Consider the following 20,003-nt stretch of genomic DNA (forward strand, 5'->3'; position numbering starts at 1 on the left):
TGCCATTTCGGCAATGAAATTTGTCAAATCGGCCGCCGGACGCGGACAGTGTCGGACATCGGAATCACCGTGAGGAGAGGCGAGATGGACGCGAAGTACGACGTCGTGGTGGTCGGGGGCGGGGCCGCGGGACTGAGCGGGGCGCTCACGCTGGGCCGGGCGCGGCGCAAGGTGCTGGTGGTCGACGCGGGCCGGCCGCGCAACGCGCCCGCCGAGGGCGTGCACACGTACCTGGGGCGCGAGGGACTCTCGCCGCTCGAACTGCTGGCCGCAGGCCGGGAGGAGGTGATCGGGTACGGCGGGGAGATCGTGACCGGCACCGTCACCACCGCCGAGCGGCTCGACGACGGGGGCTTCCGCGTCGTGCTGGCGGACGGCGCCACGGTCGAGGCGGACCGGCTGCTGGTCACCACCGGCCTGACCGACGAACTGCCGGACGTGCCGGGTCTGGCCGAGCGGTGGGGCAAGGACGTGCTGCACTGCCCGTACTGCCACGGCTGGGAGGTGCGCGACCAGGCGATCGCGATCCTGGGCACGGGGTCGCTCTCCGTTCACCAGGCGCTGCTGTGGCGGCAGTGGAGCGCCGACGTGACCTTCTTCCCGCACACCGCGCCCGACCTCGACCACGACCAGCGGCGTCAGCTCGCCGCCAGGGGCGTCACCGTGGTCGAGGGCAAGGTGGCGGGCCTGGAGGTGACGGACGGCAGGCTGTCCGGGGTGCGGCTCGCCGACGGGCGCGTGGTCGCCTGCCAGGCTCTGGCGACCGCCGGCCTGCTCACCGCCCAGGCAGGGCTGCTCGCGGCGCTGGGGCTGGAGACGGAGGAGCTGGAGATGTCCGGGCACGTGATCGGCACCCGCGTGCCCGCCGACCCGATGGGCGCCACCAGCGTGCCCGGGGTGTGGGTGGCGGGGAACGTGACCACCCTGAACGAGCAGGTCATCGGCGCCGCGGCGGCGGGGGTGCGGGCGGCGGCGGCGATCAACGCCGACCTGGTCGCCGAGGAGACCCGCCGCGCCGTCGCCGCCATGGATGTCGCCCCGGAGGAGTACTGGGACTCCCGTTACTCCGAGAAGACCCGGATCTGGAGCGGGAACCCCAATGTGACGCTGGTCCGCGAGGTGTCGGACCTCGAGCCCGGCACGGCGCTGGACCTGGGGTCCGGCGAGGGAGGCGACGCGATCTGGCTCGCGGGCAGGGGATGGCGGGTCACCGCGGCCGACGTCTCCGGCGTGGCGCTCGAACGCGCCGCCGGGCACGCCAAGGAGGCGGGCGTCGCCGACCGCATCGACTGGCAGCGGCACGACCTGGGCGTGTCCTTCCCCGAAGGCGTCTTCGACCTCGTCTCCGCCTGCTTCCTGCACTCGTTCGTGGACCTGCCGCGCGAGGAGATCCTGCGCGCCGCCGCGTCGGCGGTCGCCCCCGGCGGGGTGCTGCTGGTCGTCGGGCACGTGGGATGGCCGTCCTGGGAGCACAACCCGCCCGTCGAGGTGCACTTCCCGACGGCGCAGGAGGTCCTGGACGCCCTCGGGCTGCCCGAGGGGGAGTGGGAGGTCCAGGTCCGCGAGGAGTACGAGCGCGCCCAGGACGAGCCGGACGGCCGGCACGGCGCCCGCACGGACAGCGTGCTCAAGGTCCGCCGGCTGCCCTAGCGGGGCGTCTGGCTGCGGTAGGAGTGGCCGAGCTCGGGGCCGAGGCCGAAGTAGTGGCGGAAGTTGTAGATGAGCGGGCTCCACGTGCCCGGGTCCACGTGCTGGGTGCCGGGCACCACGATGCGCGGGTCCGCGTGCACCCTGCTCACGACGGCCTCCGCGATCACGAACGACCCCGAGACGTCGTGGCCCACCCGCTCCGCCCGCGCCTCGAACTGGAGGGGGCACTCGGCCACGCGCGGCGGCCGCACGGTCTCGGAGGGCTCGGGCCGCAGCCCGGCCGCGGCGAACTTGCCGGGCTCGTACCGGCAGCCCGCGTGCTTGGTCGCCGGCACCGGGTGCCGCCCGGTGAGGGGCGCCAGCCGTTCGACCGCCTCCCACTGGTGGGGAGCGGGCAGGTTGACGACCACCTCCGGGCGGCTCATGAGGTTGCGGGCGGTCTGCCCCTCGGCGCCCAGCCCCAGCACGATCACCTGGCCCAGCGCCCAGGCCGAGGACATCGGGGCGAGGTTGAACGTCCCGTCCGGGTTCTCGGTGGAGAGCAGGACGACCGGGGTCCCGAAGTACAGGATGCTCGGCTCGATGGTCACAGTGTTCATGCGGGCGAGCCTAGGAACGGGACGTTCAACGCCGGACCGAAACGTCGTAGCGAATCTACAATGTAAAGGCGCCCGGCTCGGCGCGGTACGCCGTCCCCTTCCCGGCAAGCGGCACCGACGGAGCAGCCGCGGGGATGAACGCCGACTCGCCCGGCCGCAGCGTCAGGCCGGCCAGGCGGGCCTCCCCGTCGATGCAGACGACGATCTGGGGCGCGCCTCCGGGCAGCGTGTGGGGGCTGTCGAGGTCGTAGCGCGTGAGGGCGAACTCGGGGGCCGGCGGCCGGTAGCGGTGCTCGCCGGGCGTGTCCTGCTCCGGCCGGACCAGGTGCGGGGCGGACGGCGTGAAGTCGACGACGCGCATGAGCTCGGGCACGTCGATGTGCTTGGTGGTGAGCCCGCAGCGCAGCACGTTGTCGGAGTTGGCCATGATCTCGACGCCGATGCCGCCGAGGTAGGCGTGGGGGACCCCGGCGCCGAGATAGAGGGCCTGGCCGGGGGCCAGGTTGACGTGGTGGAGCAGGAGCGCGGCGGTGACGCCAGGGTCGCCGGGGCAGGCGCGGGCGAGGTCGCCGTAGACGGCCAGGCCGGGGTCGTCGGACTCGCGCAGGGCGTGCTCGACCTGGGCGCGCAGCGGCTCGTGGGCGTCGTCGAGCATCTGGGCGAACACGGTGCGCAGGTCGCCCGCTCTGAGCAGGTCGCTCCAGGGGGCCAGGTCCGGCACGGCGAGACGGTCGAGGAGGGCGGCGGTGGCGGCGGGGTCGCGGAAGCCGCACAGGCCGTGGAAGGGGGTGATCGCGCAGACCATCTCGGGTTTGTGCGAGGTGTCCTTGTACGTGCGGGCGGGGTCGTCGATGGGGACGCCGCGGGCGTCCTCGTCGGCGAACCCGGCCCGGGCCTGCTCGGTGGTGGGGTGGACCTGGAGGGAGAGCGGCCGTTCGATGGCCAGGACCTTGAGCAGGTAGGGGAGGGCGGGGCCGAAGCGGGCGGCGGTGGCCTCGCCGAGGGTGCCGGCGGGGTCGTCGGCGATGAGCTCGTTGAGCGGGGTGCCGCCGACGGTGGAGGGGTCGCCGGGGTGGGCGCCCATCCAGAGCTCGGCCTGGGGCCGGCCGGTGGGCTCGGTGCCGAAGAGCTGCGGCAGGGCCGTCACCGAGCCCCAGTCGTAGGGGCGGATGGCGGTGGCCAGGCGCATGGGCGCCGGGTCGGGCTGTGGCACGGCGTTGTCTCCGATCGTCGTGCTTGGAGCGTAGAACGAGACGGCCGGATGTGCGTAGCCGGGGGCCGCGTTGCGGGGCTGCTATACACGGGTATAGTCTGCTTTTCAGATGAACAGCGAGCTATACAGGGGAACGGGATGACGACCGTACCGGATCCGGAGGATCTCACGGCGCGTGCGCGGATCAGGGACGCGGCGATGCGGCACATCGGCGAGCACGGGTTCGAGCGGGCGACGATCCGCGACATCGCGGAGAGCGCCGGCGTGTCGCTGGGCCTGGTGCGCCATCATTTCGGCTCGAAGCAGGCGCTGCGCGAGGCGTGCGACGAGCAGCTGATGAAGACGATCCGCAGGCTGAGCGAGCAGGCCGCGAGCGACCCTTACGGCGCCGGGCTCAACCCGGCCGCCGTCCTGGGCCCGTACCAGCCCTATCTGGCGCGGGCGCTGACGGAGGGGTGGGCGGCGCCGCTGTTCGACGAGATGGTGGATCTCGGCGAGGGGTGGATCGCCGAGGCCGACAGGAGCCGTCCCGATCCTCCCGACGTGGACGCCCGGTCCCGTTCGACGATGATCGCGGCGATGGCGTTGTCGGCCACGGTGCTGCGCCGGCACGTCGAGCGTGGCATGGGTGTGGATCTGACCAGCCCGGAGGGGCAGGTCAAGCTGATGCGGGTGATCGTGGACCTCTACTCTCACCCGCTGCTCAGCCTGGAGGAGGCCGCCAAGGCCAGGAAGGCCCTCGATCGGGGCGCGACCGCGTGAATCTGGAGGAGCACCACCATGAGTGACGCCATCGTGGTGAAGGGGCTGGTGAAGTCGTTCGGGACGGCCAGGGCGCTGGACGGGCTCGATCTCGGTGTGCGGGCCGGTGAGGTGCACGGCTTCCTGGGGCCGAACGGCGCGGGGAAGAGCACGACGATCCGGATCCTGCTGGGCTTGGTGCGGGCCGACTCGGGCACCGCCCGGCTGCTGGGCGGTGACCCGTGGTCGGAGGCGGGCGAGCTGCACCGCCGCCTGGCGTACGTGCCGGGCGACGTGACGCTGTGGCCGTACCTGTCGGGCGGCGAGGTGATCGATCTGCTGGGCCGGTTGCGCGGCGGGCTGAACGCGCGGCGCAAGGCGGATCTGCTGGAGCGGTTCGACCTGGATCCGCGCAAGAAGGCGCGGACGTACTCGAAGGGCAACCGGCAGAAGGTGGCCCTGGTCGCCGCGCTGGCCTCCGAGGGGGAGCTGCTGATCCTGGACGAGCCCACGTCCGGCCTGGACCCGCTGATGGAGGAGGTGTTCCGGGAGTGCGTCAGGGAGGAGCGGGCGCGGCGTACGGTGCTGCTGTCGAGCCACGTCCTGTCCGAGGTCGAGGCGCTGTGCGACCGGGTGACGATCATCCGGGACGGCCGCACGGTCGAGACGGGCACGCTGGCGGAGCTGCGGCACCTGACCCGCACGTCGATCGAGGCCGAGCTGGCGGGGCCGCCGGACGGGCTGGCCGAGCTGCCCGGGGTGCACGACCTGCGGGCCGGTGACGGGCGGGTGCGGTTCAGCGTGGACGGCGTGGCGCTGGACCCGGCGCTGCGCCGGCTCGCGGAGGCGGGCGTGCGCAGCCTGGTGAGCCGGCCGCCGACGCTGGAGGAGCTGTTCCTGCGCCACTACGAGCGGCACGCGGAGAGCGTGGGCTGACCCCGGACGGGCAGGCCCGCCCGTCCGGGGCGCTTCAGCGGGCGCGCGGGCCGAGCAGGACGGGCATGCTGCGGGTGCTGTTGCCCAGCAGCGTGTCCAGCGGGGCCAGGTCCTCGGGCCGCGCGGCGGGCGCGATCTCCGGGAACGCCTCGAACAGCGCCTTCAGCGCGATCTCGGCCTCGATCCTGGCCAGCGGCGCGCCGAGGCAGAAGTGCGGCCCGTGCCCGAAGGCCAGGTGGGCGCTCGGCGGGTTGGTGATGTCGAAGCGGTCGGCGTTCTCGCCGAACTGGCCGGGGTCGCGCCCCGTGGCGGCGAAGCAGGCCAGCACGGGCTCGCCGGTCCGCAGGTGCACGCCGTCGATCTCGATGTCCTGTACGGCGTACCGCATCGGGAAGTAGGCGATCGGCGAGTCCCAGCGCAGCGTCTCCTCGACCGCCGCGCCGTAGTCGCACTGGCCGGTACGCAGCAGTTCGAGCTGGTCAGGCCGGTTGAGCAGGGCGCCGATGGCGTTGGTGATGAGGTTGACGGTGGTCACGTGCCCGGCGATGAACAGCAACTCGATGGTGGCGAACAGCTCGTCGGAGGACAGCCGGTCGCCGTCCTTCTCGCGCAGCCTGAACAGGTCGGTGATGAGGTCCTCGCCGGGCATGTCCCGGCGCTCCTCGATGATCTGGTCGAGCAGTTCGTGCAGGGCCCGGCGTACGTCGGGCGAGTCGTCGAGCGTGTCGGACACCTGGGCGACGGCGTCGGAGAGCTCGTGCAGCGCGTCCTGGTGCTCGGCCGGGATGCCGATCAGCTCGGAGATGACCTCGCGCGGCAGCGGGTAGGCGAACTCCCTGCGCAGGTCCACCGGCTCGTCCGGCGGCAGCTCGGCGAGGGCGTCGACGAGCCTTTCGGTGAGCGTCTCGATCTTGGGGCGCAGCTGCCGGAGCCGGCGCGCGGTGAACGCGCCGGCCACGGGGGTGCGCAGGCGGCGGTGGTCGTCGCCCTCGGCGTTGAGCATCGAGGTGTCGGTGACGATGCGGTCGATGGCGGTGCCGGCCGGGCAGGTGTCGCGGGTGGCCCAGTGGCGGATGTCCCTGGACAGGCTCGGATGGGTCAGGACCGTCAGCAGCGTGGCGTAATGGGTGGCGGCCCAGGCGGGCACGCCCTCGGCCGTCACGGGCACGAGCGGGCCGGCCGCACGCAGCCGGTCGTTGTCGGCGTGCAGGCTCGGGGTGGCCGGGTCGAGGACGAACCGGGCATGTGGGCACCCTGGGACGGCGTCCGGGTCGTATCCGTCTGCGGCTTCTTGTTCCCGAGCGCCGAGAGTGTCCTGATCGAGGCGGCTTTCTTGGCTCATGGGTCTTCCCGTTCGTCTGTCGTTGGGTCATCCCGCGCGGCGCGGGCTCAAGGCCAGCGCGGTCACGTCGAAGCCGGGGTCCTGGTCGAGATACAGGTCGCGGACCAGCTCCCCGGCGGCGGGCGCGTTGCACAGGCCGTGCCCGGAGAAGCCGGTCGCGTACAGGAAGGCCGGCGGTCCCGGGTGGTGGCCGATGAAGGCGGTCTTGTCGGGGCTGGCGTCGCGCAGGCCGGTGACGGCGGTGTGCAGCGCGAGCCCGGCCAGGCTCGGGTACGTGGCCGCGAGGCGTTCGGCGACCTGCCGCCGCCACGCCTCCCGGTCGGGCCCCGGGTAGCCCATGCCGATGAGCAGCCGGTCGCCGCGCAGCCGTACCAGCAGGCCGGTGGCGGCGTGCAGGGTGACCGGGATGTCCGGCGTGTCCGGCGGCAGCGGGTCGGTGGTGAGCAGCTCCTGCTCGATGGGCTCGGTGAGCGGCAGGTCCACGCCGGCCTCGCGGACGAGCGAGGCCGACCAGGCGCCGGCGGCGCAGATGATGGCGTCGGCGCCGACCTCGCCGGCGGCGGTCTGCACGAGCCCGGCGCGCGTGTCGATGGCGGTGACCGGGCAGCCGGTACGCAGCGTCGCGCCCGCCTGCTCGGCCGCCCGCGCGTAGGCGGTGACGATGGCCGTGGTGTCGGAGATGTAGGCCTGTGGCGAGTACGCGGCGGCCACCAGCGGGAGGTCCCCGATGAGCGGGTTGCGCTCCCTGGCCTCCTGCGCGCCGATCAGGTTCACGTCGACGCCGGCTGCGTGCTGGGCGGGCAGGTCGGCCTCGAACGCGGTCACCTGGTCGGCCTCGGTGAACAGCACCAGGTAACCGACCTGCCGCAGCGGCAGGTCGATCCCCGGCCTGGTCGGGAAGGCGTGGTAGGCCGCGAGGCTGCGCACGGCCAGCGCCGAGCTGACCGGGTTGCCGGCGAAGTAGGAGCGGACCACGTCGGCGGTGGCGCGCGAGGCGCCGGAGCCGAGCGTGTCCCGCTCCAGCAGCGTGGTGTCGACGCCGGCCTCGGCCAGGTGGAACGCGATCGACAGGCCGATCACGCCGCCGCCGACGACCACTACCCGCGGACCGCTCATGCGGGCGTCTCCTCGCGGCGCAGGTGCTCGCCCGCCTCCCATGGGAACAGGTGCAGGTTCCAGCCGCCGAGGCAGTTGCAGTAGAGGGCCATGTGGGCCATGACGGAGACGAAGTCCTCGTGGTCGTCGAGCCGGTCGAGCCCGTCCAGCAGGCGCTGGGTGAAGCCCCACAGGGTGTCGAGGCCGCAGTAGCCGAGGAACTCGGCGGGCGTGTGCGCGAGCTGGCGGGTCATCTGGCGCAGCCACGGCATCGGCATGCCGTCGAGGGCGGCGCGGACGAGGCCGCCGTAGCAGCTGTAGCCGAGCGGCCGGGTCTCGCCGTTGACGAACAGCAGCGTGGTCAGGACCGTCTCGTAGCTGCCGGCACCGGACGGGATGCGGCCCGCGTGCAGGTCGAGCAGCTCGCGGGGCGGGTCCAGCCAGATGCGCTCGGTCTCGGCGTGCACGTCCTTGACCAGCTCGTTGAGCTGCGGGTCGCCGATGGGCAGACGCGGGAGCTGGTGGCCGCTGGGCTCGCCCTCGCGGCGCACTTCGGCGATGACGGGCCTCTTGGTCGTGTAGACGGAGTGCCAGACGTCGCGGCCTGCCTGGACCAGGGCGTCGAGGTCCTCCGGGACGACCTGGCCGATCGGGGTGGCGGTCATGGGCTCGGTGAGCTCGCCGTACTTGATGCCGAGATGCTGCAGCCGCGAGCAGAACAGGGTGCCGTCGGGCACGGTGCGCCGGTCCACCTTGTATTCCGCTGGTGTGTGCAGCAGCGAATGGACCGGTGCGACGTGGTAGAGGTGATATCCGGCGACCAGCGCGTGCCCCTGCAGACTGCGGTAGGGCAGGGCGTCCCACAGGCACTGGGCCAGGGCGCGGTTGCGCTGGTCGAGTTCGGCGGCCACGGTGATGCCGAGGCTGGGCCAGGTGATTTCCACACGCTTCGATTCGTTCACAGTACGTCACTCTAACGTCACGATTTGTGTCGAAAGAGGCGGGGTCGTGCTATTGACCGGTGCTTGACGTGCTCTTCTGTGGCTTGGGTTTCTGGTGGTTCACAGCGGGGTGCGGGTGAACTGCTGGTTCTGGCCGCCGTTGCAGGGATACTGCTTGAACTGCACGTCGTCGGCCTGCGAGGAGCTGGGCAGGTCGGCGCACTTGCCCGAGTGCCTGGCCACCAGGCGCAGGTAGCCGCCGCCCGCGTCCTGCAGCGTCCACTGCTGGTTGGCGCCGGTGCCGCACGTGTACTGCTGGAGCGCCGCCCCGTCGGCGGTGGAGGCGCCGTTGACGTCCAGGCACTTGCCGGAGTTGCGGGCCACGACCTGCACGTGGCCGCCGCTGATCGACTGGATGCGCCACTGCTGGTTCGTGCCGCCGCCGCAGGCGTACTGGATGACCGCGGCCGCGTTGGCGGTGGAGCCGCCGCGCACGTCGGCGCACTTGCCGGAGTGGCGCACCGCCAGCCGGTCGTAGCCGGAGCCCGTCGTGGCGATCGTGCCGGCGGCCGTGTCGACGGTGAGCTGGCGCGCGTAGGTCAGGCTCATGGACGTGCCGCTCGGGAACTGCACCGGCAGCCACACGTACCGGGAGTCGTTGACGGGCCCGCCCCACGCGCCGGCCCACCGGTCGCCCAGGTACAGGTACGACGTGCCGGACGTGCCCTGCACCGGCAGCACGTAGGCCGGCTGGGAGCCGAACGTCAGCGAGTCGCCGGTGTTCTGCCAGGAGCTCCACGTGCCGGTGATGCTGGTGGCGGTGGCGTACTGGGCCTGGTTGGGCTGCCAGCCGGTCGCGGCCGAGGTCAGCATGAAGTACACGCCGTCGCGCTTGAACATCGCCGGCGCCTCCCGGTGGTCGCCGGCCCACATGCGCGCCAGCACGGCCACGTCGGTGTAGTCGGCGCTGAGCCGGTAGACGTGCAGGTCGTAGTTCTCGTTGGCGGCCGAGATCATGTAGCCGGTGCCGTCGGTGTCGACGAACGTGGTGATGTCGCGCGACATGTGGCCGAGCGGCCGGAAGCTGCGCAGGTAGGTGTAGGCGCCGTCCACCGTGTTCGAGACGGCCACGGCGGCCCGCGCCTCGCCGTAGTCGCGGCCGTTCTCCTTGTGCATCCACATGACGAACCGGCCGGTGGCGGCGTTGTAGACGACCTTGGGCCGCTCGATGTTGGCGACCTGCAGCTCGGCGGAGCTGGACTGGGTGAGCACGTGGTTGCGGAACTCCCAGGTGCGCAGGTCGGCCGAGCGGTAGGCGGAGACGTAGCGGAAGGTGCCGTCGGCGTTGCGGTTCTCCCCGAACCAGTAGTAGTACGAGCCGACCTTGATCACTCCGCCGCCATGGGCGTGCAGCAGGTTGCCCGAGGTGTCGGTGAACTGCGCGCCGACCGGCACGGTCACGGGCGCGGCCGTCGCCGGGGCGACGGGGGTCAGCGTGAGCGCCAGGCAGAGCCCGGCCAGCAGGGTCAGGAGACGGGACATGGCGTCAGTCGGTGCAGTTCGCGGAGACGGTGACGTCGTAGATGTACCAGACGCTGCCGGGTGCGGCCCACACGAGCGCCGACGTCGTCGTCCAGTTCACGCAGTTGACGCCAGCCGCGAGCACCGCCGCCCGGGCGGCCTGGGCGCCGTTCTGGACGGCGGCGCCGGAGGTGGCGCCGCTGCCCTGGCGGGTCTCCGAGCGCGCCACCGGGTACGACGGTCCGGGAGGCTGCGGGACGCAGGTGCCCGACGCGGTCGCGTTGAAGACGTAGGCCGAGCCGTCGGGCGCGGTGTAGACGTGGGCGGAGGTGACCGACACGCTCGGGCAGACCTCGCCCGCCTGGGCGGCCTGCCGGTTCAGCTCCGCGCGGGCGTTGGCCTCGGCGTTCGCCTGACCGGCCGACCAGCTGGGTCCCCAGCCGGACGAGCTCGCGGTGCGGAACGTGTCCGCGTGCGCCGGAGGGGAGGCCAGGGTGACCGCGGCGGCGAGCGCCAGCGCCGGGAGGAGGTGCCGAGGTGCCATCGGGGTCCCTTTCGCGTGGGGGTCGCGCCAGGAGAGCCGCTCCGGCACCCGTCGGACGGCCGGCGCCGGATAGGCACCGCCACCGTAGATCGGGCCGGACGCGGGCACCAGCCAGGCGCGCGCCCGGCGGCGTCCGCCCAGCTCAGCACGTGAAACTTTCAGCGCGTGAGAAGCCCCGGCACGGCGGCGTGCCGGGGCTCGGTCCGTTACGCCGGCAGCCAGGCCAGGGCGGCGGTGACCAGGGCCTCGACACCCGTGGGCAGCGTCGGGAGGATCTGGGGCGCGAAGAAGGGCGAGTGGTTGCTCGGAACGTCCTCGCGCAGCCGGCCCTCCCGCTCGGCGCGGGCGTACAGGCCGGGGTCGGCGCCGCCGAGGCCCCAGAAGACCGACGGCGCGCCCGCCTCGGCGCCGAACAGGCCGAAGTCCTCGCTGCCCATCAGCGGCGCCATGGCCGGCACCCGCTCGGAGCCGAACCGGCCGGCGAACGCCTCGCGCACCCGGGCCGTGGCGTCGCCGTCGTTGACGGTCAGCGGGAAGGCGTTGAGCGTGCGGATCTCCGGCGGGCGGGGTGCACCGGAGGCGGCCGCCTCGGCGTTGACCACGCGCTCCACGGCCGCCAGCAAGGTGCGGCGCACCTCGGGGGAGAACGAGCGCAGGTTGATCGTGATGGACGCCTCGTCGGGGATGATGTTCTCCTTGTGGCCCGCGTGGATCTGGGCCACCGTCAGCACCGCCCGCTCGAAGGGGGAGACCTCGCGCGAGACGACCGTCTGCAGGCGCATGACGGTCGAGGCGGCCAGGACGACCGGGTCGACGGTCCGCTCCGGCTGCGAGCCGTGCCCGCCCCGGCCGTACAGCCGGATCTCCATGCTGTCGGCGGCGGCCAGGATCTCGCCGGGGCTGATTAGCAGCGTCCCGGCCGGGTTGGGGAAGACGTGCTGGCCGAGCACGACGTCGGGCGTGCCGATCCGGTCGAACAGCCCGTCGTCCAGCATGGCCCGCGCTCCGGCCGCGATCTCCTCCGCCGGCTGGAACAGCGCCACGAGCGTGCCCCGCCACCGGTCCCGGCCGGCCGCCAGCAGTTGCGCGGCGCCGCTCAGGCACGTCACGTGCATGTCGTGGCCGCAGGCGTGCATGAGCGGCACCCCGTCGGGCGTGGTGGCGGTGCTCGCGTACGGCAGGCCCGTGGCCTCCAGCACCGGCAGCGCGTCCATGTCGGCCCGTAATGCCACCGTGGGGCCCTCGCCGTTGCGCAGCACGCCCGCCACGCCCGTGCCGCCGAGGCCCGTGACGACCTCGAACCCGGCCGCCCGCAGCCGCCCGGCGGCGATGCCCGCCGCGCGCTCCTCCTCAAAGGCGGGCTCGGGGTGCCGGTGCAGGTCCTGATACAGCTCGGCGAGCTCGCCGAGTGCCGGGCCCGCGAGCCCGGCCATGATCGCGTCGATGGCGTCCTGATCGCTCATGCCGACATCCGTTCCAGTTCGGTGATCTCTTGGACGAGGGTACGGCGGGCCGCGTCGCGCTGCTCGGGGGTGGGGGCTGTCCTGGGGAAGCCGGCCGGCAGCCCGGCCAGGACCGCGGTGTAGAGGGCCGTCCTGCGCGGGGTGCGGGCCGGGCGGGGGAGCCGGAACAGGGCGGCCACCAGGCGGTCGACGGCGGCGGTGTCGAACACCGACTCCCACGCCCGCCGCTCCGCCCCGCCGTCGTGGGCGCCCCGGTCCGGGTGGTGCTCGCGGCGGGCGTCCGCCGTGGCGGGGCCGTCCACGGCCAGGCCGCCGTCCGCCTCCGCCAGCAGCACGCCGTACGCGCGCGCCGCCGCCTCCCGGGAGACCACGCCCCGCTCCACGTCCCGCAGCACCGCCTCCGGATCCCTGGTGTACGGGTCGCCGTAGCCGCCCGCGCCCGAGGTCAGCAGCGTGACGACGTCACCGGGCTCCAGCGGCAGCACGTCGATCTTGAAGTGCCTGCGCTCCCGGGCCGTGCCGGGATTGACGATCAGCTCGGTGGCCGTGCCCGGGCCGCCGCCGCGCACGCCCCACGGGCGGAAGCACATCCGCTCCAGCCCCCGGGCCAGCAGCTTCGAGCCCTCCCCGCGCACCCGGAACGTCAGCTCCAGCCCGCATCCGCCGCGCCAGCGCCCGGCGCCTCCCGAGTCGGTACGCAGCCCGTACCTGAGGATCTCGACCCCGATCTCCGTCTCGACGGTCTCGACCGGGTTGTTGGACAGGTTGGAGATGCCGCTGTCGCGGCCGTCCACCCCGTCGGCGCCGTCGCGGGCTCCCGTACCGCCCACCATCGGCTCCAGGACCTGCACGTTCTGGCCGGCGGCGCGCTGCTCGGCGACGACCACCGGCACCACCAGCCCGCTGGAGGCGGCCGGCAGCACGTGCGGGGCGGCCAGCCCGAGCGCGCCGCCGACGGCGTCGTTGACGCGGTTGGCCGAGGCGTGCCGCACGCCCACGGCGGCCGGGTGCACGGGGTTGACCAGCGAGCCCTCGGGCGTGGTGACGGTGATCGGCGCGATGAGCCCCGCGTTGAGCGCGATGCCGGGGTCGAGGGTGCAGATGAGCGCGAGCACCCTGGTGGTGATCCAGGCGTGCGGCCGGCCCAGGGTCGCGATGTTGAACGCCGCGGCGACCTGCGGATCCGTACCGGTGAAGTCGAGGTGCAGGTCGCCCGCGCGCAGCGTCGCGGTGACCGACAGGCGGACCGGCAGGCTGGAGACGGCGTCGTCGTCGAGGTAGTCCACGAAGCGGTGGGTGCCGTCGCCGAGCGCGGCCAGGGCGGCGCGTGCCTTGCCCGCGGTGTACTCGACCAGGTCGCGCTGCGCGTCGAGCACGGTGGCCAGGCCATGCTGGGCGACGACGCCGGCCAGCCGCTCCCGGCCGGTGCGCAGCGCCGCGCGCATGGCCCTGATGTCGCCGAGGTTCGCCTCGGGGGTGCGGCTGTTGGCCGAGATCAGCGCCTCCACGTCGCGGCTCGGCTCCCCGGCGCGCACCAGCTTGACCGGCGGGATCTGCAGGCCCTCCTGGAAGATCTCGTCGTTGACCGGCGACAGGCTGCTCGGCACCCGGCCGCCGATGTCGGAGCAGTGGATGAACGCCCAGCCGTAGCCGACCAGCTCGCCCTCGTGGAAATACGGCTCGATGAGCTGGATGTCCGTCAGGTGGGTGGCCAGGCCGCCGGAGCGGTACGGATCGTTGGTGATGATCACATCGCCGGGCTCCAGCGGGCCGGCGGCCTGGACGGCGGTCAGCACGTTCAGGCCGACGAAGCCGGAGACTCCGATGCCGCGCGGGTAGGCGACGAAGCCACCGTCCAGGCCCGCGAAGGCGCAGCAGAAGTCGGCGGTCTCCTTGACATACAGGGAGCGGCTGGTGCGCTGCAGGGTGAGGCACATCTCCTCGGTCATGGCGCTGAGCCGGTTGCCGACGATCTCCATGGTGACGGGGTCGAGCCGCACGTTCAGGCCTTCCGACGGGGGTTGTGGGCGCCGTCCGGCCGGCGCAGGTGCAGGTTGCCGGCCTCGTCCACGTCCGCAGACCAGCCGGGCGGCACGACCACGGTGGTGTCGTCCTGCTCGACGATCGCCGGGCCGTCGAACGCGTCCCCCACACCGAGGGACTCGCGCAGGTGGACGTGGGCGTCGTGCCAGGCGCCGGCCAGCAGGACCCGCCTGCGGGCCGTGGGGCGGGGCGCGCCCGTGCCCGGGGGGACGGCGGCGGGCGGCAGCTCGGCCGCCGGACCGACCACGCCGAGCCTGGCGGTGCCGAGCTCGATGGTCGCGCTCTGGTCGCGGAAGCCGTACAGGCGCTCGTGCTCGGCATGGAACGCCTCGGAGACCGCCTCGACGTCCAGGCGGTCCGGGTCGAGGGCGACGCGGAGCTCGTACGCCTGGCCGGAGTAGCGCAGGTCGGCCGCGAACGACAGCCGCCCCCGCAGCCGGGTCTCGCCGTCCTGCTCGGCCAGCCACTCCCGGGCCTGGGCGGACAGCTCGGCGAGCACGCCCGCCAGGCGGGTGGCGCTCGCGGCGTCCAGGGGGCGGCGCAGGCTGCGGGCGAAGTCGCGGCGCAGGTCGGCGCCCGCCGCGCCCAGGGCGCAGAACGTGGCGGCGGTCGGCGGGACCACGATGTGCGCGATCCCGACCTCCTCGGCGAGCATGGCGGCGTGCGTCGGGCCCGCGCCGCCGAACGGCACGAGCGCGAACCGCCGCGGGTCGAGACCGCGCTGCGCCATGATCTTCTGCAGCTCGGTCGCCATCCCCGCCGTCGCCACCCGCAACGCCGACGCCGCCACCCGGTACGCGGCCAGGTCGTCAACGACGCGCTCGCCTCCGGAGGCGAGGTGGGCGGCGATGCCCGACAGGGCCTTGAGCGAGGCGTCGGCGTCGAGGGGCATCCGGCCGCCGAGGAACGTGCGCGGGTCGATCAGCCCGGTCGCCAGGTAGCAGTCCGTCACCGTCGGCCGCTCGCCGCCCCGGCCGTACGCCGCCGGCCCGGGGTCGGCGCCCGCGCTGCCCGGCCCGACCTTGAGCACGCCCGGCCCGTCCACCCAGATGACCGACCCGCCCCCGGCCCCGATCGCGTGCACGGCCACGACCGGCACGATCAGGGGCAGCCCGCCCACCGTGGTGTGGGTGGCCAGCTCGGGCGACCCGTCCACGGACACGGCGATGTCGCTGCTGGTCCCGCCCATGTCGAACGTGACGATGGCCCCCGCCCCCAGCCGGGCGGCCGCCGCCACCCCGGCGGCCGGGCCCGACAGCACGGTCTCGACGGGCCGCTCGGCGGCCGAGCGCAGGCTCATCGAGCCGCCGTTGGACGCGCTGATGAAGATCGGCGCCGACACCCCGAGCCCGCGCACCCGGCTGTCCAGGCGGGCGAAGTAGTCGCGCATGAGCGGCTGGATGTAGGCGTTCATGCAGGCCACCAGGGCACGCTCGTACTCGCGTACCTCCGGCCACACGGTCGCCGAGGCCGTCACCGGCAACGCGGGCAGCCGCTCGCGCAGGCCCACCGCGACGCCCTCCTCGAAGTCCGGGTCGGTGTAACCGTGCAGGATCACGACCGCCGCCGCGTCGGCCCCGGTGGCCCGCAGCCGCGCGGCGACGCGGTCCAGCTCGGCGGCGTCCGGCTCGGCCACGGGTTCGCCCCGCGGGCCCAGCCGGGCGGAGATCTCGACGATGAGGTTGCGGGGGACGAGGGGCTCCTCCTTGCCCGCGTACAGGTCGAAGGAGGATGGCATGCGGCTGCGGCCGATCTCCAGGATGTCGCGGTAGCCCTCGGTCACGACCAGGGCGATGCGCGCGCCGCGCCGCTGGATGACGGCGTTCAGGCCGATCGTGGTGCCGTGGACGAGGCCCGTGACCTCGTCCGGCCGCAGGTCCGCGCGGGCGAGGAGGGCCGCCAGCCCGTCCGCGACCGCCAGGGACGGGTCGGCGGGCGTGCTCGGCTCCTTGTGGTGCACCACGAGGCCGCGGTCCGGCACGGAGGCCACGAGGTCGGTGAACGTCCCCCCGACGTCGATGCCGATCCGCGCCCCGGTCGCGGTCGCCGTATCCGTGCTTGTCATAGGGCCTCCGAAATGCGAGCGAATCGGTCCGCGACCACCATCACCACCACGCTCGCCGCCATGAGCAGCGTGGACACCGCGGCCATCGACGGGTCGAGCTGGTACTGCACGGCCGAGAAGATGCGCAGCGGCACCGTCGTGGTGTTCGCGCCCGCCACCAGGGCCGTGACGGCGACCTCGCCGAGCGAGGTGACCGCGGCGAGGATCGCGCCCGCGAGGATGCCGGGCCGCAGCAGCGGCAGCGTCACGGTCAGGAACACCCGGACCCGCCCGGCGCCCAGGCTCAGGGCGGCCCGCTCCAGCGCCGGGTCGAGTTGCGCGGCGCTCACCATGACCGCCCGCACCACGAACGGCAGCGCCACCAGCGAGTGCGCCAGCCACAGCCCGGTCACCGAGTTGACGAGGCCGACGCCGTGGAAGTAGTAGAGCAGGCCGAGCGCGACGATGATCTCCGGGACCATCAGCGGCGACAGCGCGAACCCCTGCAGCGGTCTCCGGCCGGGGAACGACCCCTGCGCCAGCCCGTACGCCGCCAGCGTCCCGATGACCACGGTCGTCGGCACCACCAGGAGCACCAGCAGGCCGCTCAGCCGGAACGAGACCCGCCAGTCGGGCGAGCCGAGCACCTCGGCGTACCAGCGCAGCGACAGCCCCGACGGCGGGAACGCCATCGAGCCCGCCCGGTTGAACGAGCTCGTCACCAGCACGACCAGCGGCGCGATCAGGAACAGGAACACCAGCGCCGCCAGAGCCGCGGCCACCAGCCGCACGATCCTGTCGTAGCCCCGCTCACCCATGAAAGCGCCTCTCCCAGATCCGGAACACGCCCGCCAGCAGCCCCGTGGACACGACGGTCAGCGCGAGCAGCGCGAAGCTCAGCGCCGCCGCCACCGGGTAGTCGAACACCGTCGTCACCTGGTCGTAGACCCGGATGCCGGTCAGCGGCTGGGTCACCCCGCCGACCAGCAGCGGCGTGATGTAGATGCCCATGGCCAGCGCGAAGACGATGAGGGCGCCGGTGACCGCGCCGGGCAGGCTGAGCGGGACCGTGACCCGCAGGAACGTCCTGACCGGCCCGGCTCCGAGCGTCTGCGAGGCCCGGTGCAGGTTGCGGTCCAGCCCGCCGAGCGCCGTCGTGAGCGGGATGATCGCGAACGGCAGCAGCACGTGCGTCACCGCGACCACGACGGCCGGGTAGCTGGTGAGCAGCTGGGCGGGCTGGTCACGCAGCCCGGAGGCGACGAGCGCACGGTTGACGAGCCCGTTGCCGGACAGCAGCACGACCCATCCGTAGGTGCGTACGACCACGCTGGTCAGCAGCGGCGAGATCACGATGACGAACAGCAGGGTCCGCACGACGCCGGGCCGCCGGCGGGCCAGGAAATACGCGGCCGGGTACGCCAGCGCCACGCACAGCACCGCCACCAGGAGCGCGGTGGCCAGGGTCCGGAGCAGGGAGCTGTAGAAGTACGGCTCGGTGAACACCCGGGCGTACTGCCCGAAGGTGAAGCCGGGCAGCGCCGCGTTGAAGGCGTCGACGGGGCTGAAGCTGAGCCGCAGCAGCCCGACGAGGGGGACCAGGAACAGCGCGGCCAGGAAGGCGACGAGCGGCAGGACGTACGGCAGGCCCGCCCACCGGCGTGTCATGGCGCCTCCGTTTCCAGGAGGATGACGTCGGCCGGATCCCAGTGCGCGAGCACGGACGTGCCCGCGCCGGGCGGGTCCTCGGTGCCCGCGCCGGTGTCGGCGACCTGCACGCTCAAGATGCGTCCGTCGGCCAGCCGCACCTCCACGTGCCAGGCGTCCCCGGCGAAGGCCCGATACCCCACCGTCCCGGCAACGGCGCCGACCACTCGGCCGGCCCCCGGGCCCGGTGTGGCCAGGCGGATGCGTTCGGGGCGGACGGCGACGACGGCGCGCCCGCCCGGCCACAGCGACAGCGGGCCGCACTCGACCACGATCCCGCCGGAGTCCAGCGCGCCCGAGCCGGTCACCGTGCCCTCCAGGACGTTGGCCGCGCCGATGAACTGCGCGACGAACCGGGTCGCCGGCCGCCGATAGACCTCGTCGGGGGTGCCGAGCTGCTCGACCCGGCCGCCGTTCATGACGGCCACCCGGTCCGACAGCGCGAGCGCCTCCTCCTGGTCGTGCGTGACGAAGACCATGGTGGTGCCGATGCGCCGCTGGATGGCGCGCAGCTCCACCCGCATCTCCCTGCGCAGCTTGGCGTCCAGGTTGGACAGCGGCTCGTCCAGCAGCAGCACGGCGGGCCGGATGGCCAGGGCGCGGGCGAGGGCGACCCGCTGCTGCTGCCCGCCGGACAGCTGGCGGGGCCGCCGCCCGGCGTACCCCTCCAGGCCGACCAGGCTCAGCGCCTCCCGCACCCGCTCGTCCCGCTCCCGCCGGTCGAGCCGGCGCACGCGCAGCCCGTACGCCACGTTGGCGGCCACGGTCATGTGCGGGAAGAGCGCGTAGTTCTGGAACACCATGCCCAGACCCCGCCGGTACGGGGGCCGCCGGGTCACGTCGGAGCCGTCGATCACGATCCGCCCGGCCGTGGGCTGGACGAACCCGGCGACGCAGTTGAGCAGCGTCGTCTTGCCGCAGCCGCTGGGCCCGAGGATCGACAGGAACTCGCCCTTGCGGATCGACAGCCGGTCCAGGTCGAGCACGCGCGCGCCGTCGTACCCGGCGGCGAGCCCTTCGATCTCGACGTGCCCGCCGCCTTCTTCCGGGGTCAGCCGAAGATCTGGTTCCACCGCTGCTGCCATTCGTTCAGCTTCGGGGTGGCCACCGCGTAGTCCACCCAGATGAACTTCTTGAAGACGTCGGGACCGTGCTTCACCTTCTGCTCGAACGGCTCGCTGTAGGAGATCGAGTCGTTGCCCGCGGCGTACCAGGTGCCCTCGGCGAACGGCTTCTGGTTCTGCGCGGCCGTCAGGTGGTCGAGGAACTTGTTCGCCAGGTCGCTCTTCTGCGTCCCCGCGGCGACGAAGTACGAGGTCAGCGCGCCGACAGGGCCGGACTTGGGGTAGGTGAAGCCGATCGGGGAGCCGGCCTGGGCCATGGCGAAGGCGCGGCCGTCCCAGAAGGGCATGATCCAGGCGTCGCCGTTCTCGATGACGGTGGCGGCGTTGCCCGCGTTGGCGGGGAAGGAGGACACGCAGCCCTTCAGCGTCGCGAGCTTGTCGAACGCCTTGTCCACGGCGGCCGGGTCGGACAGCGTGCCGCCCTGGGAGGTGACCAGGGCCGAGAAGAACTCCAGGCCGGGGTTGTAGGTGAGCGGCGGGAGGGCGACGTGGCCGCAGTACTGCTTGTCGAAGATGTCAGCCCAGTCCGCGGGCGGCGTCTTGATCTTGTCGGTGCGGTAGAGGAGGCCGGTGGAGCCGGTGGTCAGCGGCACTCCGTACTGCTTGCCGTCATACGCGGACTTGCCGGCGAGGACCGGGTCCAGCTCCTTGAAGTGCGCGAGCCCGTCGGTGGCCAGCGGCTGGAGCAGCCCGGCGGAGGCCGCGGGCAGCGACGCGTCCGGGGTGAACGCGATGACGTCGAACGGCGGGTTCTTGCCGCCGGCCGCGCGCAGCTTGGTGAGCCATTCGGCGTTCGCGCCGTAGACGAGGTTCACCTTGGCGCCGGTGTCGCGTTCGAACGGCTCCACGAACGACTTCTTGAACAGTTCTCCCCACGCGCCCGCGAACGCGGTCACCGTGAGCTCCTGCTTCGCCGCGCCGCCGGTGCCCGTGGAGCCGCCGGTGGAGCCGCCCGTGTCGACGCCGCCGCAGGCCGTGACCGCCAGCGCGACCACCATGCCCAGTCCCGCGAGGCGAGTGAATCCGCCCTTCATCTTTCC

The 20,003-nt window shown here is 73.3% G+C and carries 17 protein-coding genes; 3 read left to right on the plus strand and 14 right to left on the minus strand.

Annotated elements, in window-relative coordinates; all coding sequences use genetic code 11:
- Positions 1 to 84: 84 nt before the first annotated feature.
- Positions 85 to 1,650, plus strand: coding sequence for an FAD-dependent oxidoreductase (locus tag ABZX61_RS62900; protein WP_355212145.1), 1,566 nt, complete (start codon positions 85 to 87; stop codon positions 1,648 to 1,650).
- On the opposite strand, the gene ABZX61_RS62905 is transcribed toward ABZX61_RS62900, so the two are convergent.
- Together ABZX61_RS62905 and manA are read right to left on the minus strand one after the other, a co-directional pair.
- A complete protein-coding gene (locus ABZX61_RS62905; protein ID WP_350743043.1) occupies positions 1,647 to 2,249 on the minus strand; it encodes a flavin reductase family protein in 603 nt (200 codons plus the stop codon). The genes ABZX61_RS62900 and ABZX61_RS62905 overlap by 4 nt on opposite strands.
- Positions 2,250 to 2,304: 55 nt before the next feature.
- Positions 2,305 to 3,462 carry a mannose-6-phosphate isomerase, class I gene (gene manA, locus ABZX61_RS62910; protein WP_355212148.1) on the minus strand — a complete coding sequence of 386 codons (1,158 nt, stop codon included), beginning with the start codon at positions 3,460 to 3,462 and terminating at the stop codon, positions 2,305 to 2,307.
- A 138-nt stretch (positions 3,463 to 3,600) separates the two neighbouring features.
- Between manA and ABZX61_RS62915 the strand changes: the two genes are divergently transcribed.
- Positions 3,601 to 4,224 (plus strand): helix-turn-helix domain-containing protein, encoded by a 624-nt coding sequence (locus tag ABZX61_RS62915; RefSeq protein ID WP_355212151.1) that lies wholly within the window; start codon positions 3,601 to 3,603, stop codon positions 4,222 to 4,224.
- Between the two features lie 18 nt (positions 4,225 to 4,242).
- Positions 4,243 to 5,139, plus strand: a complete 897-nt coding sequence (locus ABZX61_RS62920) for an ABC transporter ATP-binding protein (protein WP_355212154.1) — start codon at positions 4,243 to 4,245, stop codon at positions 5,137 to 5,139.
- Between the two features lie 34 nt (positions 5,140 to 5,173).
- Here ABZX61_RS62920 and ABZX61_RS62925 read toward each other — a convergent pair whose 3' ends face one another.
- From ABZX61_RS62925 to ABZX61_RS62980, 12 genes are all read right to left on the minus strand, one after another.
- The gene (locus ABZX61_RS62925) at positions 5,174 to 6,481 is read right to left on the minus strand and encodes a cytochrome P450 (RefSeq protein ID WP_355212156.1); all 1,308 of its coding nucleotides are present in this window, start codon (positions 6,479 to 6,481) and stop codon (positions 5,174 to 5,176) included.
- Between the two features lie 27 nt (positions 6,482 to 6,508).
- Complete coding sequence (locus ABZX61_RS62930; RefSeq protein ID WP_355212158.1) at positions 6,509 to 7,597, minus strand: FAD-dependent oxidoreductase; 1,089 nt, start codon at positions 7,595 to 7,597, stop codon at positions 6,509 to 6,511.
- A complete protein-coding gene (locus ABZX61_RS62935; protein ID WP_350742956.1) occupies positions 7,594 to 8,538 on the minus strand; it encodes a hypothetical protein in 945 nt (314 codons plus the stop codon). The genes ABZX61_RS62930 and ABZX61_RS62935 overlap by 4 nt, the downstream gene beginning before the upstream one ends.
- Positions 8,539 to 8,637: 99 nt before the next feature.
- Positions 8,638 to 10,059: an RICIN domain-containing protein gene (locus ABZX61_RS62940; protein WP_355212160.1), complete on the minus strand. Its 1,422-nt coding sequence runs from the start codon at positions 10,057 to 10,059 to the stop codon at positions 8,638 to 8,640.
- Between the two features lie 4 nt (positions 10,060 to 10,063).
- The gene (locus ABZX61_RS62945; protein ID WP_355212162.1) at positions 10,064 to 10,582 is read right to left on the minus strand and encodes a hypothetical protein; all 519 of its coding nucleotides are present in this window, start codon (positions 10,580 to 10,582) and stop codon (positions 10,064 to 10,066) included.
- A gap of 206 nt (positions 10,583 to 10,788) precedes the next feature.
- Positions 10,789 to 12,045 (minus strand): amidohydrolase, encoded by a 1,257-nt coding sequence (locus ABZX61_RS62950; protein WP_355212165.1) that lies wholly within the window; start codon positions 12,043 to 12,045, stop codon positions 10,789 to 10,791.
- Positions 12,042 to 14,045: a hydantoinase B/oxoprolinase family protein gene (locus ABZX61_RS62955; RefSeq protein WP_355212168.1), complete on the minus strand. Its 2,004-nt coding sequence runs from the start codon at positions 14,043 to 14,045 to the stop codon at positions 12,042 to 12,044. The genes ABZX61_RS62950 and ABZX61_RS62955 overlap by 4 nt, the downstream gene beginning before the upstream one ends.
- A gap of 2 nt (positions 14,046 to 14,047) precedes the next feature.
- Positions 14,048 to 16,153 (minus strand): hydantoinase/oxoprolinase family protein, encoded by a 2,106-nt coding sequence (locus ABZX61_RS62960; protein WP_355212171.1) that lies wholly within the window; start codon positions 16,151 to 16,153, stop codon positions 14,048 to 14,050.
- Positions 16,150 to 16,950 (minus strand): ABC transporter permease, encoded by an 801-nt coding sequence (locus ABZX61_RS62965; RefSeq protein ID WP_355212174.1) that lies wholly within the window; start codon positions 16,948 to 16,950, stop codon positions 16,150 to 16,152. The genes ABZX61_RS62960 and ABZX61_RS62965 overlap by 4 nt, the downstream gene beginning before the upstream one ends.
- The gene (locus tag ABZX61_RS62970) at positions 16,943 to 17,800 is read right to left on the minus strand and encodes an ABC transporter permease (protein ID WP_355212177.1); all 858 of its coding nucleotides are present in this window, start codon (positions 17,798 to 17,800) and stop codon (positions 16,943 to 16,945) included. Before ABZX61_RS62970 ends, ABZX61_RS62965 begins: the two co-directional genes overlap by 8 nt.
- Entirely contained in the window at positions 17,797 to 18,924 is a 1,128-nt protein-coding gene (locus tag ABZX61_RS62975) for an ABC transporter ATP-binding protein (protein ID WP_355212179.1), read from the minus strand. The genes ABZX61_RS62970 and ABZX61_RS62975 overlap by 4 nt, the downstream gene beginning before the upstream one ends.
- Positions 18,891 to 19,997, minus strand: a complete 1,107-nt coding sequence (locus tag ABZX61_RS62980) for an extracellular solute-binding protein (RefSeq protein WP_355212181.1) — start codon at positions 19,995 to 19,997, stop codon at positions 18,891 to 18,893. The genes ABZX61_RS62975 and ABZX61_RS62980 overlap by 34 nt, the downstream gene beginning before the upstream one ends.
- Between the last annotated feature and the right edge of the window lie 6 nt (positions 19,998 to 20,003).

Origin of the sequence: Nonomuraea sp. NPDC003709 (genome assembly GCF_040610775.1) — a bacterium.
GTDB classification, from domain to species: domain Bacteria; phylum Actinomycetota; class Actinomycetes; order Streptosporangiales; family Streptosporangiaceae; genus Nonomuraea; species Nonomuraea angiospora_A.